The 16,158-nt window shown below is 66.4% G+C and carries 14 protein-coding genes; 6 read left to right on the top strand and 8 right to left on the bottom strand.

The features are described from left to right. The first annotated feature begins 493 nt into the window (after positions 1-493). Positions 494-1,951: a hypothetical protein gene (locus ITJ56_RS16155; protein ID WP_194631650.1), complete on the top strand. Its 1,458-nt coding sequence runs from the start codon at positions 494-496 to the stop codon at positions 1,949-1,951. Positions 1,952-2,204: 253 nt separating this feature from the next. On the opposite strand, the gene ITJ56_RS16150 is transcribed toward ITJ56_RS16155, so the two are convergent. Continuing rightward, entirely contained in the window at positions 2,205-2,993 is a 789-nt protein-coding gene (locus ITJ56_RS16150) for a DUF5677 domain-containing protein (RefSeq protein WP_194631649.1), read from the bottom strand. A gap of 482 nt (positions 2,994-3,475) precedes the next feature. Between ITJ56_RS16150 and ITJ56_RS19050 the strand changes: the two genes are divergently transcribed. Continuing rightward, positions 3,476-4,903, top strand: a complete 1,428-nt coding sequence (locus ITJ56_RS19050) for a restriction endonuclease (RefSeq protein WP_194631648.1) — start codon at positions 3,476-3,478, stop codon at positions 4,901-4,903. Positions 4,904-5,169: 266 nt separating this feature from the next. On the opposite strand, the gene ITJ56_RS16140 is transcribed toward ITJ56_RS19050, so the two are convergent. Next, positions 5,170-5,937 (bottom strand): hypothetical protein, encoded by a 768-nt coding sequence (locus tag ITJ56_RS16140; RefSeq protein WP_194631647.1) that lies wholly within the window; start codon positions 5,935-5,937, stop codon positions 5,170-5,172. After that, positions 5,924-6,115, bottom strand: a complete 192-nt coding sequence (locus ITJ56_RS16135; RefSeq protein WP_194631646.1) for a hypothetical protein — start codon at positions 6,113-6,115, stop codon at positions 5,924-5,926. Before ITJ56_RS16135 ends, ITJ56_RS16140 begins: the two co-directional genes overlap by 14 nt. A 408-nt stretch (positions 6,116-6,523) precedes the next feature. Between ITJ56_RS16135 and ITJ56_RS16130 the strand changes: the two genes are divergently transcribed. Beyond that, positions 6,524-6,742, top strand: coding sequence for a hypothetical protein (locus ITJ56_RS16130; protein ID WP_194631645.1), 219 nt, complete (start codon positions 6,524-6,526; stop codon positions 6,740-6,742). 26 nt (positions 6,743-6,768) lie between these two features. Here ITJ56_RS16130 and ITJ56_RS16125 read toward each other — a convergent pair whose 3' ends face one another. Further along, positions 6,769-7,041: a hypothetical protein gene (locus ITJ56_RS16125; protein ID WP_194631644.1), complete on the bottom strand. Its 273-nt coding sequence runs from the start codon at positions 7,039-7,041 to the stop codon at positions 6,769-6,771. Between the two features lie 406 nt (positions 7,042-7,447). On the opposite strand from ITJ56_RS16125, the gene ITJ56_RS16120 reads away from it, so the two are divergent. Together ITJ56_RS16120 and ITJ56_RS16115 are read left to right on the top strand one after the other, a co-directional pair. Further along, entirely contained in the window at positions 7,448-8,014 is a 567-nt protein-coding gene (locus tag ITJ56_RS16120) for a hypothetical protein (protein WP_194631643.1), read from the top strand. Positions 8,015-8,229: 215 nt separating this feature from the next. Further along, a complete protein-coding gene (locus ITJ56_RS16115; RefSeq protein WP_228518078.1) occupies positions 8,230-8,613 on the top strand; it encodes a hypothetical protein in 384 nt (127 codons plus the stop codon). Between the two features lie 70 nt (positions 8,614-8,683). On the opposite strand, the gene ITJ56_RS16110 is transcribed toward ITJ56_RS16115, so the two are convergent. The 4 genes from ITJ56_RS16110 to ITJ56_RS16095 all read right to left on the bottom strand — a co-directional run bounded on the left by ITJ56_RS16110 (position 8,684) and on the right by ITJ56_RS16095 (position 15,561). Then, on the bottom strand, positions 8,684-9,346 hold the full coding sequence (locus tag ITJ56_RS16110) for an ABC transporter ATP-binding protein (protein ID WP_194631641.1): 663 nt from the start codon (positions 9,344-9,346) through the stop codon (positions 8,684-8,686). Further along, a complete protein-coding gene (locus tag ITJ56_RS16105) occupies positions 9,343-10,635 on the bottom strand; it encodes a hypothetical protein (protein WP_194631640.1) in 1,293 nt (430 codons plus the stop codon). The genes ITJ56_RS16110 and ITJ56_RS16105 overlap by 4 nt, the downstream gene beginning before the upstream one ends. Then, positions 10,623-11,528 carry a hypothetical protein gene (locus ITJ56_RS16100; protein WP_194631639.1) on the bottom strand — a complete coding sequence of 302 codons (906 nt, stop codon included), beginning with the start codon at positions 11,526-11,528 and terminating at the stop codon, positions 10,623-10,625. The genes ITJ56_RS16105 and ITJ56_RS16100 overlap by 13 nt, the downstream gene beginning before the upstream one ends. A 220-nt stretch (positions 11,529-11,748) precedes the next feature. Beyond that, a complete protein-coding gene (locus tag ITJ56_RS16095) occupies positions 11,749-15,561 on the bottom strand; it encodes a TIM-barrel domain-containing protein (RefSeq protein WP_228518076.1) in 3,813 nt (1,270 codons plus the stop codon). A gap of 355 nt (positions 15,562-15,916) precedes the next feature. Here ITJ56_RS16095 and ITJ56_RS16090 point away from each other — a divergent pair, with 355 nt between their 5' ends. After that, the gene (locus ITJ56_RS16090; RefSeq protein ID WP_194631637.1) at positions 15,917-16,129 is read left to right on the top strand and encodes a hypothetical protein; all 213 of its coding nucleotides are present in this window, start codon (positions 15,917-15,919) and stop codon (positions 16,127-16,129) included. Positions 16,130-16,158: the final 29 nt, after the last annotated feature.

Raw genomic sequence — 16,158 nt, 5'->3', positions numbered from 1 at the left:
CACCCCGGCAGAAGCATTCGAGCAGCTACTCTCGGACCCGAAACAACCACCCGTTGCAACGACCCCTTGAAACCGCCCTCCGTTATTGCGACGATGAGCGGACCACCTATCTGCGACACAAGTCTTCTCGCGGATCGTCCGGTTCGAATCCGAGTCCGAGTTGGACACCGTGGTCCGTGGGAGGACCGGCTACCGGACAAGGCGACCGTCGCGGGGTGATGAACGCTGATAATGCCATGCCGTGAAGTAACGGTCGCCCCCGGCGAGCCTTGAACCGACGACCCGACGGGATGCCGGTTGGAGTGGCAGTTCCACTCCTCCTGCACCGTCGAGATACTTGGGCCTTAGCTTTCGACGGGATGCTCCCAGTCCGCCTGCCCAGTGGGATTCAACGAGCTACACTCACTTCGTGTCGTCGACCCCGGACCGTGACACTGCTCAGCACGCCTTCGCGCACTACCACCATCATCAAGTCGAAAAGATCTGAGGACGCATGGACCCGGCCAAGGACATCTCGGCAGTCAAACTGCCATTCGAGACAGGCGAGTACCTCATCACTTGGGATGTGCCCGATCTTAAGGGTGGTCTCATTGCCATCCCGGGGCTCTTGACCGTCGACAAGGGGAAGTATCCAACCGGGGTTTTGTACGGCGACCTGCCCATCGAGTGGGTTTCCGAAAAGGCGACCGGAGTCGCGTCATTCCCGCAGCACCATGGTTTTGACGTCCTCACCGGCCGGCTCTCAAATGGGGGCTATGTGGCCCTGATGAACGGCGAACTCAGCTACACCTTCCCGGGACACGGCCGAGCGGTGGGGGCCTTCGCGGCCCTGTCACTTGACCCATTTGATAGCTCGGAGCACCGAAGGTATGCCGCGGTCGAGCTTCAGATCGAGGGACTGGAGTCGATCATGGGGCTTGCTCCCATACAGCATGTCAAGATGCCGATGAAAGCCGGTGATGAGCCTGTCTGGGAAGCCACCGTCAACAAGGATGCCAAGTTCACCTGGGTCGTGGGCGGGCAGTCGATGACTTTCAGCTACGACTACACAGTGCGTGCACTCGACGGCTACGAGTTCAAGATGGCCTTCGGCCCCGTCCTCCGCCTCAACTCAGACGAGCCACTAGCAGTGGCCGACTGGTGGCTTGAGTGGGTGCGACCTCTCCGCCAGCTCGTTTCGCTTCTCACAGGAGCTCCGCGTGAGATTCGGTACTTCCTTTCGGTGGTCGACGCCGCCGCCCCGCGCTCGCACCGCGATCAGGTATTCGGCTGGGACATCACTCATCTACCGGTCAACTCAACCCGCGCCGCTGTAGAGGAGATTCATTCGGCGGTCAACCTCTCGAGCGACAGCCTGAGTCTGCTCGACCTACTGCATGCCTGGCGGCGACAGGTCGCAGCAAGGCATCCTCTCTTTGAGACCTACGGGTCAATGGCAACTACTCCCGACCAGCACCCCCGCTCGAGGTTCCTCCTCCTGCTACAGGCGCTGGAGGGTTCTTACGGCTTCGAGAACCGGACCAAGCACGAGGCGGACAAAGCGAAGTATGGGGCTAAACGACGGGAAGTTCTTGCGCGTGCCATGCAGCTTCTCAAAAAGGCCGACTACGCCTTCATCAACAAGAACTTGCGCCGCGAGGCTCAGCAGGGTCTTGACTCTGCTCTTGCCGACCTGCTGAAGCGCCTGCCGAACGAAATCGCGCAGGAGCTCGCTGAGGCCAAATTGATCGAAGCCGTTCGCGCAGCAGACACCGGTAAGGGGGCAGTACCCCTGCAGACTGCGCTCACAAGAGTCCGGAATGCTCTGTCGCACGGCTCAAGCTCTTACGAGCCTCAAGACCTCGAGATTGCCGCCGATATCCTCGAACGGGCGGTGCGGTCCGAAGCTATCCGACTGCTCGGCGCCCCACTCGGAGCGCAGAACCGCGCGGCCAAGAAGACGCAGGGCTGAGGCAAGCCGCTGCCGACCCCTCACCAGCTGCTTGCCGAGCCCGCGGTTATCGCCGACGACCTCATCGAAGCCGCTCGCGGCACCGTCGCATCGGCACCACCTGACCGACACGAACCGCAGCGAAAGCAACGACACGGAACAGAACTGCTCGCAGAAGTCGCGGGTTCGCTCCGAAATCCAGCGCGTCCGCTAGGCGATCGGCCATCGAGGCATCTGCCGACAGTCGGCGTAGTGGGCCCGCTCGGCTCGTCGCTCAGTGGGGCGAACCTGGAGTGCCCTCAGTTCGCACGGCCCGCTCGAGACGGACGCCGAGCCTGCTCGCGATGGTTTCCAGGTGCTGTCGGCCTACTTGCTCGACGGTCGCTCGATCCCATACGAATAGCGCCTGCAAGAAGGCCGCGGCCCCGTATCCAACAATCGCATTGGTGTCCGTCGAGTCCAGATCGATGAGCGGTACTGAGGAACTGCGGATACCCCCGACGACGCTTTCGTCCTCGACGGTATAGAGGTCAACAATGGGCTTGCCGGCATGGGCCCACTGAGATAGGAGGCGATAGTCGGTATACATCGACTTTCCTGCACCTTGGAGCTCAACCATCTGCCGCTCGACAGTGAGCCGGCCGCGCTTCGCTTCGGCCAGCTGCTCCCGCGCGACGCCAGCCTGCGACCTGAGCGTTTCGTATCCCGGGGAGAGGGCGCCGTGCTCGGCGATCTCGTCGATGAGACGAACAAGGTCTGCTGATGCCTTATGAAGTAGCTCCTTCCAGGATCCTTTCTCCGACTCGAGCCACATCGCCAGAATCGAGTCCTCCAGCATCAGCCGGACCAGTGGGTACATCTGCAGAAACATCTTCGCGTCATACAGAACGAGTACGGCGCGTGCCAGGTCAGCGGCATGGGCCGTGAGCCCGTGGACGAGAGTGGCGTGGCGAATCGCGTCAACCTCGCGCGCAATCTGCACCTCGGCGGCGTTCTGCTGGTCCCAGATATCGAGCAACTCACGCAGGAGTTCACGGGCGTCCGGGGTGACAGCTGTATCCATGGGTCGAGCGTAGGGCCAGCTCGGTTTGGGGGGGCTATATGGGAAGTTCCGGGCTACTCGCACGACGCCGGCTGCGCCGTCCGGCGCCACTCCGGGCGCCGAAGCTATCGGTATCGAAGCCGCCCGCAGTGCCCTCGTCGTTGGAGCGCGCTGACACGCCAGCCAACGGTGCTAGAAGTGAGCCATTTAGCGGTACCGCTCACAGGTTCGATGCGCCACTGCAGGTGTCCGGCTGACGGACCGGCTGTTGAGGCGTTTCCGCTGAACTGCGCCGACCGACTGTACGACCCGGACCCAGGCGCAAAGGGAAGACCAAAAGACATTCGAGATCGACCCTTCATCCGCGACCGCGGCTAGAAACTGCGCGCGAACGCGCTCGCCAACAGAACCGGTACCGCTGTCGCCGTAAAGTTCGCGAGTTCGGCGGCAAGCCGATGTGCTCGACGGTCCCCTCGCAGCAGCCGGTGTAATACCGTGACGGTGTGGGATTCGACACCTCTGTGAACATTGGCGACCGCACGCTGGTCATGTGGCGTAAAGACACCGGGGACATCCCCCGGCTGCTGTTCGCCCCGGCCGAGCGGAGCGTCACCGTGGATGAGGAGGGCAACGTCGAGACGGTCACGCTGCGATCCACCGCCGCAGGTGTGCTCAGCACGCTCTCCGGGCACGGTCTCGGCTGGGACGCCAGCGTCGCCGCGTACTCGTCCGTCCGCGGCGGCGGTCACACCGGAGCGTTCCTCGCCGGCCAATACACCGCCACCGAATACACCGATCGCTATGGCGACGACGCCGATGACCGGTTTGATGACACCGATGATCCGCTCGAGGCCATCGACGTTCCGCCGACTCCGGAGCAGCTCGCGGAAGATCGCGCCATCGACGCAGCGGTCCGGTCCCGTATTGCGCGAGAGTCAGCCCCCGCGGCCGAGGAGGACCTGCAGCACCTCGGCGCACTCCTCGCAGCGATGTGGGCCGATCCCGACGGGAAGGTGCTCCTCCTCGACGATCTCGCTTGGGATGCCCCGGTCGAGCTGAACTTCGAACTCATCCAGCAAACGCTCGAGTCAGCCGAACAATACGGCCTGCCGGCCCTCCCCATAGCTCGGGCAGTGGAAACCCTCGTATTCCTGTTCCGCGACGCCCGTCTCATCGCCTGGCCACTCATCACCTGCGTTCTTCTCAAGCATCTGCCGACGGACACCGACGTCGTCTACGACCTGTCTGGAGGGATCTGGGAATTCGAAATGGAGACAGTGGAACACGCGACATCGTTCCTCGACAGGTGGTGGGCGAGTACCGGCGACAGCATCGCCACCTACGCGCAGTCGCTCGGGATGATGTTCGGGTCACTGTCAGCGTTCCGATCCAAGCTCGGCCCTCAGTTCTGGTTCGGTCAGGCCATCGCCGCGAACGCACATCTCAGGGAACTAAACAAGGACCGCGCAAACAGCACCAAGAAAGCGCGCGGGGACGCACTCGAGTCCCTCGCCGAGGCGCTGTTCAACGCGGAGGAGCAGGTTGTCGTCACGCGTAAGAACTTCGCGACCGAGGAGGAAGAAATTGATCTCGTCCTGAGGAACGAACTCGACCACGCCTTTTGGGCTGCGCACCACAGCCCGCTCATCATCGTCGAGTGCAAGAACTGGGCGAAACCCGTCGGTGTCGAACCGCTGCGGGTGCTGGAGTCGAAGCTGGAGGATCGTCGCGGGCTCGTTCGCATTGGAGTGTTTATCTCCGTCAGCGGGTTCACGAAGGAGTTCCTGACACGGTTGAAGGCCGTGCAGGGCCGTGATATCGGCGTCATTTACGCCCTCACCGGGGCGGACGTCGACGACCTCGTTGCACGACGCCAGCCGATCATGGAGTGGTTGCGCACCAGCGGCGCGATGCGCGCATTCGGCGCGTAATTGCGCCGCTGGTGCGGCTGATCACACGTCGCGGCCCCGCTTCGCCCCAGCATGCTTGTCCGTCATCATCGAGGCAGTCACCTGCATGTCGGCGCCCGGCTCGAAGCGCCCACTGAGTGGAGGCAACCACGCGGCGTCGCCGATGCGGGGCATGCTGTAAGCGGCGGCCGCCCGCGGGGACCGTGACCCCTCGGCCAGAGCTCCAGCGTCAAAGTGGCACCACCGATCGACCGCCACGCACTCTCCTGAGATGGCGGCAGCGGCGATCAAAGTGCCGTGAGGCGGTCGAATCGCTGCGACACTTCCGTTCCCTCACGCGCAATGACGTCGAATCCGAGCCGATCCAGTTCTGCGGCTGCGGTCATCGGGTCATCTGACACCGCTGCGGCGAGCTGCCTGACGCGCCACCGACGTCGTCCCTCGTGAAGCGCTGCGCCGGCACCGACGACGGTGTCGATGCCGAACTCGATGACCATCATCTCGAGTACGTCTTCAAGGCAGGGGCGAAACCGATGGCCGCCCGTAGGAAAATGCACATCGCCGAACCTCGGCACGTCCCCCTTCGCCACGCGCTTCTGGTAGATCTTGCCCCGACGTCGCCCACCCGTTGCAGCGAGCGCGTCCGTCATGTCTTGACGCTCGGCATGAACGTTGTAGTGCGCCGATGGAACGTCGCTGCCGCTGTCCCGAAGGTAATCGACGGTGAAGAGAGGTCGCGCTGAGCCGTGCACGTTCACTTTGAAGGTCGAGCGGTCCACTGACACCAGATGGCTGACCGGACTCAAGACGAGACGATACTGGATAACTAGCCGGAAGGTCTCGGCGCCGTCGATATCTAGGCGAAGGCCGAGCTCCTCGGTCGGCTCGACGGTCACCGCGACGCCGCCGCCGCGAGTCCGGACGACAGTGCTGTCCAGACCGACGAGCCCGTTAGGAATTACTGCGGCGAGCATTTCCATGATCTCCAACATGAAGTCGAAGACCTTTCCTTGGAGGTCCCCGTCGGCCTGGCTGCCGGAGTCAGCGCTCTGCATGCTCCTGCAAGTAGGTCAGGTCGTCGATCTTCCGCAAAATCGCTTGTCCCTCCTGGGAGAGCTCGTATCGGTCGGCCAATCGACGCAACTCATCGGCTGACGCACCTGCGCGTGCCACGAGCTCGGTAAGGCGGCTGCTGATTTCGGGGATCGTGAGCACCTCGACGGTGGGGACCATGCAGCCATGGTGACACGGACCCCCGTCATCCGTGCGCAACTTGCCACGACTGCTGGACACATGGCTTCCGAGGCTAGCGGAAACCGCCCGGTGGCCGATCGGCTGTCGAGACGGCGACGGTGGCATTCGAGCGCTGGTGATCGCCCGATGGGCTCAAGGGCCGGAGTCGGGCCTGGCGGATGCCGCCGTGACTAGACGCGATCCTTCCCAGCTGCAGGAGAAAGGCCGTCGATGAGCAGCTGCACCAGGCGGCTGGCCAAGGGGCGTTGACTCTCGTGGCCGGCGATGGCGGTAATCGGGACGAGTGGCCGGATGCCACGGTCCTGGTGCGCAGTGGAGGGAACGCTTACTACCGCCCGGCAGGGGGGGGCGGTGGGAAAGGGACCAATGTCACCTGTTGGGAGTGGGATGGAGAACCTCGGCTACGGGGCTGCAACGATCCTGGTCAGCGATGCAGCTGCATCGGCGGTTCTGCGCTACGCGGCGATCCTCGCGCACACCGGGGGAGGAGACGTCGTTGACGTCCCCAGCTCGGATGACGACTGCCTCGGCGCGCACGCCAGAAATGTCCTCGGCCCGGGCATCCCCGCGATCGCCACGAACGCCCCCGCCGACGGGGCTGTGTGAGCCTGCAGCCTCCAGACGCCGGCAGTTCACGTGTCGTACTTCGACGACTTCCCCTGCTCTCTTAAATTCGTGGAGTCGGCATGAGCCGTCACTCCGAGGGGGATGAACATGCGCTTGTACTCTAAACGGCGGGGAACCGCGGTCCTCGCGGTGTCCTGTGCCGCAGCACTCGGCCTGGTTTTCGGAAGCGCCGTGGCGGCGTCGGCCGACACGACACCGGGGAACGACGCCGCACCGTCATTCGTGCTGTCCCCGGACAGCCCGGACACGGTCGCGGCTGAGACGTGGAGCCTCACCATCCCCACTTAAAGCTCCACCGACCCCACGATCGGCCAGTCGAAAGCGGCCGTCGGAGGCTGCCAGGGCAGCTTTACGACCGTCACGGCAGTCCCTGTCGAGCACGAGTTCCAGTGGCGCTCGCAGCTCCGCTGCACGGAGAGCGTCGCGGCGCGCACTGGTATAGCGATCCAGTACTGCATACGCGACGGTGGACCTGACGACTTTGACTGCAACGACGTCGCCGCGAACGGCGGCGAATACACCGCCGGTGTTTACCACGTTGCGCACACATACGCGAAGTGCCGTGGCGCTGCGCACTTCCGTCCGATCGCTTTCAATATCAAGGTGAAGAACCGCACCTATCCGACGGTGACGGGCAACGTCAACACGATCACCTGCAAGTAGTCGTAAATCAGAAGGGGCATCATGCCGCTGGGACACAACCCGTCGCGAGTGGAACTGTCGTTCTGGCGTGACAAGGCGCTCAGCGACGCGGCGTTCTGGGATCGGATAGGTGGATCGAAGGGCATCACCTATCCAATCTCCGACGCGGACTCAAAGGGTCAACGAGTGCAACGGAGCGTGTGGACGGTCCTCATCGACGGCGGGCCAGACAAGGTCACTGCGACCAGCGTCGGCGACCGTGACGACTGGTCCACCGTCCGCTCTAACGGAGACGGATACGTCGCTGAGTACGAGGGTGAGATGCTCGAACTCGATGGGCATGAGATCAATGCCGTCTTCACCTATCTCGACATCCGACCACTCCTCGCGCGCGCTGGCGACGCGGCACGCCAACGCTTCTACGGGCCCGTAGCCGATGTCACCTACACCGACCCGGAGACGACGGCCACGCTGACTCGCGCTCTGGCGCTTGTCGAGGGCGGCGAGCAGCTAGATGTGTCTTACGATCCACAGACCGGGTTCGTGCGCTCCGTCCGCAGGTTCGCTGCGGAACAGATCTGCGAGAGCGTCGAAGTGTCCGTCGACTGAGATCCGTGTCAACTGCCCATCGCCACCGAGAGTGCTCAGTCCCCTCCGGTCCCTCCCCACAGTCCAGTGGGCTCGTGCGGACCGTGCGCTGAACGATCGTCTAACGGACGATTCGTAGACCTGCTTCAGCCATGCTGAGATGGTACCGGCGAAGGTGCATGCGTCGGCTGGTCCGCGGCCTCGAACGCCCCGGCTGACGCTGACAAGATGAGTTCGTGCAGATCGAAGAAGTGGACGAGCGGCACTACGGCGCCGAAGGCGAGCGTGACACATTCGTCGTGCACTTCTTCCATGCACCGAGTGGCGAGATGGTCGCGCCCGACTGGGACGCCATGAGTTGGGCGGTCAGTGTGATTCGCGTCACCGACGCGACGTACCGTGCGGCGTTTTCCGAGGCCCGGCGGATCGCTGCAGGAGAGAAGTTGCCGACACTGTTCTCGGTGTCCCTCGAGACCGCGGAGCCGAGTGGTCCTGGGATCCTGCGACTGTTCGGCACCGACCTCAACATGGAGGGACTCGAGCTCGAGCCCGATTCGCACGCGGCGAAACGGGAGATGTTCGCCGAGTTCTTCAGCCGCGACCGTACTTCGCACGCGTGATCGCGGATCTCGAGCGCAACCGCTGACGGACTGGAGGCACGGTGCCAGCTGGCACCGTGCCTCCAGTCCGTCAGTAGCCGCGCCCGATGAGCTGCTCGTGTTGTAGCTGCAGTCGACGTCCGCATCGCTGTGCAACGCGCTCACTGTGGGTGACGATCACGAACTTGGTTCCCGCTTGCTGCAGCCGATCGAAGAGGGCGAGCACGTCGTCTTCGGTCGTCTCGTCCAGTGCGCCGGTGGGCTCATCGGCGAGGACGACGGCAGGGCGCTTCGCGATGGCTCGAGCGATCGCGACGCGCTGGGCTTCTCCTCCTGACAGTCGTCGTGGGCGCTTGCCAGCGAGGTGACTGATGCCGACCGCCTCGAGAGCTTCATGTGCTCGGTCAATGGAGTCAGCGCGAGCAGGAACGCCGAGCCGGACGTTGTCGAGCACGCTGCGGTCGCCGAGGAGGCTGTGGTCCTGGGTGACGATGCCGATGTGTCGCAGTCGGTGCGCCGCCATCCTCCGTGCGGTGCGCTCGAGCACGTGCCCGTCGTGCTCGTAGGTCCCGCCGAAGTCGGTGTCGAGGCCGGCGAGGATCCGGAGCAGTGTGCTCTTGCCGGATCCGCTGCGCCCGGTGATCGAGACCGAGCGATCGTCTTCGCGAAGGTCGAAGTCGAGTCGGTCGAACAGCGTTCTGGTCGATCCGTCGGGCTCGGTGATCGTCTTCGAGACGTCGCGCAGCGTGATCATCGTGGGGTACCCCTTTGGCGTTGGGTGGTCAGTTCGATGCGGATGGCTCGCCGGCCGAGTGTGCCGTCCGCCACGCACCAGAGGAGCAGGGCGGTGCCGGCGCCGAGTCGAGCCATCTCGCTGTCGTTGGGGAGCAGCGCGCTGGTCGCGAGGAACAGCCCGAGCGCCACGGTGTACTCGGTGAGGCGGCTTCCGCGGAACAGCCGGTTCGTGGCATCCGGGCTCCTCCCGAGGAGATGGTGGACCCGCGCCACTGGCGCTCGACGGTGATGCAGGAGCCGGTGGAGGAACGCCGTGATGATGCCCACGCCCGCGGTGAGGACGACGAGCAGCGCGGTGACGAGCACCAGGTTGTCCTGGATGAGTTGGCGAACGAGGGAGAGCTGCACGAGGTAGGTCGGAACTCCGAGCAACGTGTACGACCGGAAGCCGGTGTCGTCTCCGATCGCGTCGAGACGCGCGACGACGTCTCCGAAATCGAGACTGTGATCGACGGCGAGGTCGGCGCTGAGTACCTGGAACACCAGGCGTCCGAACAGCTCGGGATCCACCCGGTCGAGCGCTGCTCGGTCGAGTCCGGCGAGTGTCGGCGGGTAGGGCACGATGACGGTGTCGTCGAGGTAGTGGTTGGGCTCACCGCGGAAGTACATGGCACTGTCCGGCTCGAGGAAACCGACGACCTCGAGCTCCTGCTCCCGCAGGATGACCGCTCCGGCGAATCGCGCTCCGACCTCGTACACGCCGCGGTAGTCGTTGCCGAGCAGCACCGGGATCCGGCCAGATCCCCAGTCGACAGCGTCCCAATCGATCGGTACGCCGTCCTGCACGGAGAGTCCCGCGAACTCGTAGGCGGTCTCGTTGAGCTGGATGGACTTGATGTCCTGAACGGTCCTGCCGGACTCGTCCTGGTACTTCCCCTTGAGCGTGTACTCGGTGCCGTAACCGATGTCGAAGCGGTCGTCGCCGCGGAAGTCCTGGACGGTCACGGGTTGGTCGTACGAGGAGATGAAGTCAAATCCGGGCTCATCGTCGATACGGTCGACGAACGAGGCGACTCCGTCGACCGCGTGCTGGTCTCGCCGGATCGCTTCGAAAGCCTCCGGGCCGAGATCGTCGATCACGGTGTAGAGGTCGACGTCGGCATCAGCGGACAGGCCCTGGGCCACTGCCTGCGAGGTGGACTGGGTGAACGACGCCACGTTGTACCAACAGAGTGCGAGCAGCACGAGCAGGACGATCTTGGCGACGATGATCGTCCAGTTGGATCGAAGATCGTTCAGCAGTTCCATCGTCGGGTTCCCTGCCAGAGCGAAGTGACGGACACGGCAAGCACGACGGTTCCGACCGCGACGACTGCGGTGGTGACGTCGAGGTCGAGGATGGTGGTCTGCCTCACGACTGCCGCGCCCGCGAGCGCTGTCGTACAGGCGGCGGTGCCGATCACAGCGACTCTGGCGGCCGCGCTGCGGAGGGTGGTCAACGGTCGGATCCCCGTGGTGAAGCGGACGGCGGCAGCGCGGAGTTCCCATCGTCCAGCTTGCAGCCCGGCGACCACGGCGATGAGCACGACGACGAGGGAACCGAGCGCGACCAGGATGGGCGACACGGCGTCGACGTTCGTCCTGCGGTTCGTGCCGTCGTCGATGATCTCGACGCTTCGGCCGGGTAACTGTGCGCTGTAGTGGTGGGCGCTGCTCGGGCCGTCGAGGAGCAGTCGTTGTGGTGACGCCGAGAACCGCGACGGATCGGCGATGATCACGTCATCGGACAGCAGACTGGCGGCCCTGACGCCGAGACGTCCAACCACGTTGTAGGTCTTGCCATCGACCGCGATGTCGTCGCCGCGGACGGCAACGTCAGCGCCGGCGAGGGCTTCGCCGGGGCGCCCGGTCAGTGCGTGCCCGTCGTGCAGTGGGACGTCTGTCCACTGTCCGGACAGGACCACGACGGCGCGGACGTCACCGTCCAGACCCACGAACACCTTCGTCCCCGGTTCGAACGCGCTCCGAGCACGCATGAGTTCGTCGATCGTCGCGATCACCCACGCGCTCTGGCCCGTGCGGAGGTCATTGCCTTCCGCGGCGATGACACGTCGGCGAGCGTCGAACACCCCGACCAGCACCGCCAGGAGCATGGCCAGCAGGAGCAGGCCCGCGGTGGCCGTGATCTGTTGCTTGGTCACGTCCACTCCTCACGCCGCAGCGGGTGCGAATCCTGACACCAGTCGTTAACATGTCAGACGCAGAACGTTTTGTCTAGCAGTTCCGTCTTTGGACGGGACCAGCCTGCGGACGCGTGATCGGGACCCGCAGCGCGACACGGACGGACGGGAGGCCCGGTGCCAGCTGGCACCGGGCCTCCAGTCCGTTATCCGCCCGTGACGGGTGACCGCTCAGGCGGGCTCAGGCACGCGCGCGGCGTCGCCGGCTCCGCAGTGTCCACACGAGCCCACCGGCGGCGAGCAGTGCCGCCGCAAACAGCCCGAGGGGAAGCAGGTTCGCGCCCGTCCACGCCAGCGCACCGCCCGGGTCGCTGCCCGCATCCGCGCCACCGTCGCCCGGCGCTGCCGCGCCCGGTGCACCGGATCCGCTGTCACCCGGCGTCGGAGCGCCGCTGCCCGGCGTGCCCGCACCCGGCGACGTGGTCGGCGACGGAGCAGCCGCAGCCACCACGGTGAAGGCGGCCCGCGCCAGGGCCACATCGTCGACCGACGCGGTGACGGTCACCCGACCGGACGCCGTGGCCGGCACCCGCAGGTCGGCCGAGAACGCACCACTCGCATCGGTGTGCGCGGTGGCACCACCGATGCGTGGTGCGGTCGCCAGAGCCACGTCGGTGTCCGCCGGGAACCCGGCGCCGGTCACGGTCTGCGTGTCGCCCGCGTCCACCCGAGGCGACTCGACCCGCAGGGCCGGGGTCGCCGCCGCCTTGCTGCTGAAGGCGACGACCGTGCGCTTCGTCACGGACCGTTCGGCGACCGGCACGCTGATCGTGCGTGTGACGGCGTCGTAGGTCCAGGCGGTGTCCGCGATCACCCTGCCGTCGATGGTGACGGTGCGGGGGCGGTCGGCGTTCGTGAACGTCGCCGTCCACGATCGGTCCTGCACCTGGCCGGCGAAGGAGCCGTCGGCGGGGGCGATGGCGAGCGAGCCGCCGCCGGCTTGCTGTGTGTAGCGGACGGCGGTGGAAGCGTTGCCTGCGGCCGCCGCCTTCGCGGAGACGGAAGCAGCCGTGTCCTCGCCGGCGTCCTCGTGCAGGTCGAACGAGCCGTTCGCTCCCGTCGCCACCGTCAGGGTGACGGCATCGAGCGGTGCGGCGTCGTTCCCGACCTGCTCCGAGCGGGTGGGGACGATGCCGCCGCTCTTCACGAACACCGGCATGCTGTTCAGGTCGGTCGTCACGTCGGCGGTGGTGCCTCCGGCGTACGTCTTACCGGTGAACCAGTCGGTCCACGAGCTGCCGGCCGGGAACCAGACCGAGCGGGTCGCCTTGCCGGAGTCGTCGTTCGCGGTGGTGACCGGGGCGACGAGGACGTCCGGGCCGTACAGGTACTCCGAGCCGGCCTGGGCGTAGGACTCCTGCGCCTCGGGGTACTGCAGGTAGAGCGGCTGCAGGATCGGGGTGCCCGTCTCGGTCGCCTGGGCGGCGAGCGTGTAGGTCAGGGGGACCAGGGCCTCGCGGAGGTTCAGGAACCGCTTCGCCGAGGCCTCGGCAGCGGCCGGGTACTGCCACGGCAGCCGGTCGCTGTGGTTGCTGTGCAGGCGGTCGATCGGCTGGAAGGTGCCGAGCTGCACCCAGCGGGCGTAGAGGTCCTCGGGCAGCTGGGTCGTGCCCTCCTCGGCGCCCTCGATGCCGTACTGCGCACCGTTGTGGCCACCGATGTCGTGGCTGACCGAGGCCAGGCCGGTCGCGGCGGACTCACCGGGGGTGTAGCCGACCTCGGCGAGCAGCATGTCCCACGACGACGTGGTGTCGCCGGTGAAGTGGACGGTCGTGCGCTTGTCCGCCCACGGGCCGGTCGGGACCGCCTGCGGGTTGCCGTAGCCGCCGGCCGTCAGCGAGCCGTACGCCCGCGAGAACGCGAGGCCGCGGCCGCCGAGCGCCTGGTCCGTGTACTTCGCGTACTGCTGGTTGATGAACGCGTCGGGGGTGACGCCGTTCGCGGAGTACTTCGAGTTCTCGCTGCAGCACCAGTCGAGCCACCACATGTCGACGCCCTTCGGCTGCAGCGAGGTGTGCAGGTCGAAGTAGGCCTTGAGCTGGTCGGGGTCGGACCAGTCGAACAGGTACCGGTCGCCGTCGCCCTTGGTGAGCTTGCCCTTCGCGGTGGCCTGGGCCTTCGCGAACTGCGGGTCCTGGCTCGAGATCGACGGGTGGATGTTGAGGGTGTTGTGGATGCCCTCGGCGTGCCAGTCGGCGAGCAGGCCGGTCATGTCCGGGATCCGGGACGGGTCGACCGACCAGCCGTTCCACTTGCTGTCGCCCTGGTCGGTGGGGCTGCCGATCTTGTAGTCGGTGTCGATCGCCATGACGTCGACGGGGACGTCCTCGTCGTCGAACTGCTTCGCGATCGCCATGTAGTCGGCCTGCGAGCGGTCGTAGTACTCGGAGTACCAGACGCCGTACGCCCAGCGGGGGAGCAGCTTCGTCGGACCGGTCAGGACGGCGAGCTCCTGCAGGGCGTGGCGGTAGTCCGATCCGTACCCGAAGACGTAGCCGTCCTGGTAGCGCTCGCCGCCGTGGCCGCCGGCGGGGGTGACGGTGTCGGTCGCCTGGTCGTACAGCGCCGAGGCACTGTCGTCGAGGAGTGACCAGCCGTCCTGGTAGAGCAGACCCGGGTTCGTCTTCACCGATCCGTTGGCGGTGTCGAGGTCGCGTCGGTACCCGCCGAGCGGTGCGTGTGCGGCGAGGACCGGCGACGCGGTGTCGACCACGGCGACGGTGTCGAAGTTCACGTTGCAGTTGTTCGCCACGGTCGGGCACCCGATCACGACGTCGTTCGTGCCGGCGGCCAGGTGCACCGGCACGGTGGCGGTGTTCCAGTAGTCCCAGCCGCTCGTCTTCGGGAGCGGTGCAGTGGTCGACTGCTGACCGGTCGGGGCCGCGGTGAGCGTCGGCGCCCCGGCGGAGCCGTTGGCGTAGCGGACCTGCAGGGCGTAGTCGCCCGCGGCCGGCACCCCGGTGACGTGGGTCGTCAGCTGCGCCCCGGCACGCTCGAACCCGGCGACGAAGCCGTCCCCGGCGAAGCCGTTGTGGTTCGTGGCGGTCGTCGCCGGAGCGGTGCGTGCCGAGTCCTCGGCCTGGCACACGGTGCCGAACGCGCAGTCCTCGCCGGTGACGGTGGTCGACGGCGCCGGGTAGGCGGCACCCGTGGTGACCAGGGCCAGGCTGTCGACGTTCACCCGGCCCGAGTCGTCCGCGGTGCGTTCGATGCGCACACGGTGCTCGCCCGCGGGCACGTCGAGCGTCGTGGCGGCGGTGGTCTTCCAGTCGTCCCAGTTCGCGCCCGGTGCCAGCCGGATCGTCTTCGCGGCACCACCGTCGACGGTCACGCTGAGGGTGCGGGTGGCGACCTGGTCGTCGCCGCCCTGCGAGTTCGCGTAGCGCAGGGCGAGGTCGTACGAGCCAGCACGTTCCGCCGTGGTCGTGAAGGTCATCGCGTTGCCGACGGACTCGAAGCCCGCGGCGAACCCGGCTCCGGTGAAGCCCGTGTGGTCGGTGGCGAGCGACAGGCCGGTGAGCCCGAGCGTCTCGGCTTCGCAGAGCGACCCGATCGTGCACGAGGGGGTGGGCGTCGACACCCACGGCGTGCCGGTGACCCGCTGGCCGGAGCCCGTGGTCAGGGTCGTCTGCAGGGTGTCCTGCGTGAAGGCCCCCGAGCCCTCCTTGTACCGGACGGTCATCGCGCCCGTGTCCAGGGTCAGCCAGCCGTTCCGCTCGGTCTTCGTGAACGTCGTCGGTGCGAAGTCGTCGCGGCCGATGACGTTGAAGGTGCTGCCGTCGGTGAACTGCGAGTCACCCGCGTACTCGGTGCGGATCAGGGTGGGGGAGAGCACTTCGAACCGGGCCTGGCCCGAGACGACGGTGCGGTCGGCTGCCGGGCCCGCGGCGGCCGGGATCGCGGCGATCCCGAGCGTGCCGAGGGCGGTCGCAGCGACGATGCCCGACGACAGCGCACGGCGCAGCCCTCGGGATCGGAAGGAGATGGGGCGCAAGTGGGTGCTCCTCGTGGACGTCTTCGTCCATCGGGCCGTGCGACGGCCGTGACCTGCGGGTCGTCCCTGCGGCGGCCCGTTTACAACGCTGTAAACCATACGACCCGGAGGGCTCCGGAGGAAGGGGGAGCCAGGCGGCGGCTCGTTTCGCGGCTCCCGCCGCGCCGGTGAGCGGCGTGGTCGCGTCGTGCGCGGCCGTGGACGTGCGGCGCTGACGGACTGGAAGCGCGGTGCCAGCTGGCCCCGTCCCTCCAGGATCGTCCGGCGCCCCGCTGGCGCGGTGCGCCGGTATGCGCCTCTATGCACGGCCGCCACGCCAGCGCCGCGCGCCGCTCGTGGAGAGTTGACTGCAAGAATGTTCTCCCGTGTTCCGCCTCGTGTACTCGGCCTTGCGTTCGGCCTCGGGGCGATGGCTGCGGGGCTCGTGATGGCGGTCCTCGGCGCCGGCGTCGAGTACGTCGGACTCGTGGCCGGAGGGCTGGTCGTCGCGGCGATGGGATTGCTGGCTGCGATCGTCGGCGCGATCGGCTTCGCACTCCACGGGTCCGCCCGACCCGAGCGTGACTGAATGAAGCGAACCTGCGCCGCTGACAGGCG

It is taken from the genome of Curtobacterium sp. VKM Ac-1376, assembly GCF_015351025.1.
Classification (GTDB): Bacteria; Actinomycetota; Actinomycetes; order Actinomycetales; family Microbacteriaceae; genus Curtobacterium.
Note: the sequence above shows the minus strand (reverse complement) of the source record. Positions and strands in the feature narration are given on the sequence as shown.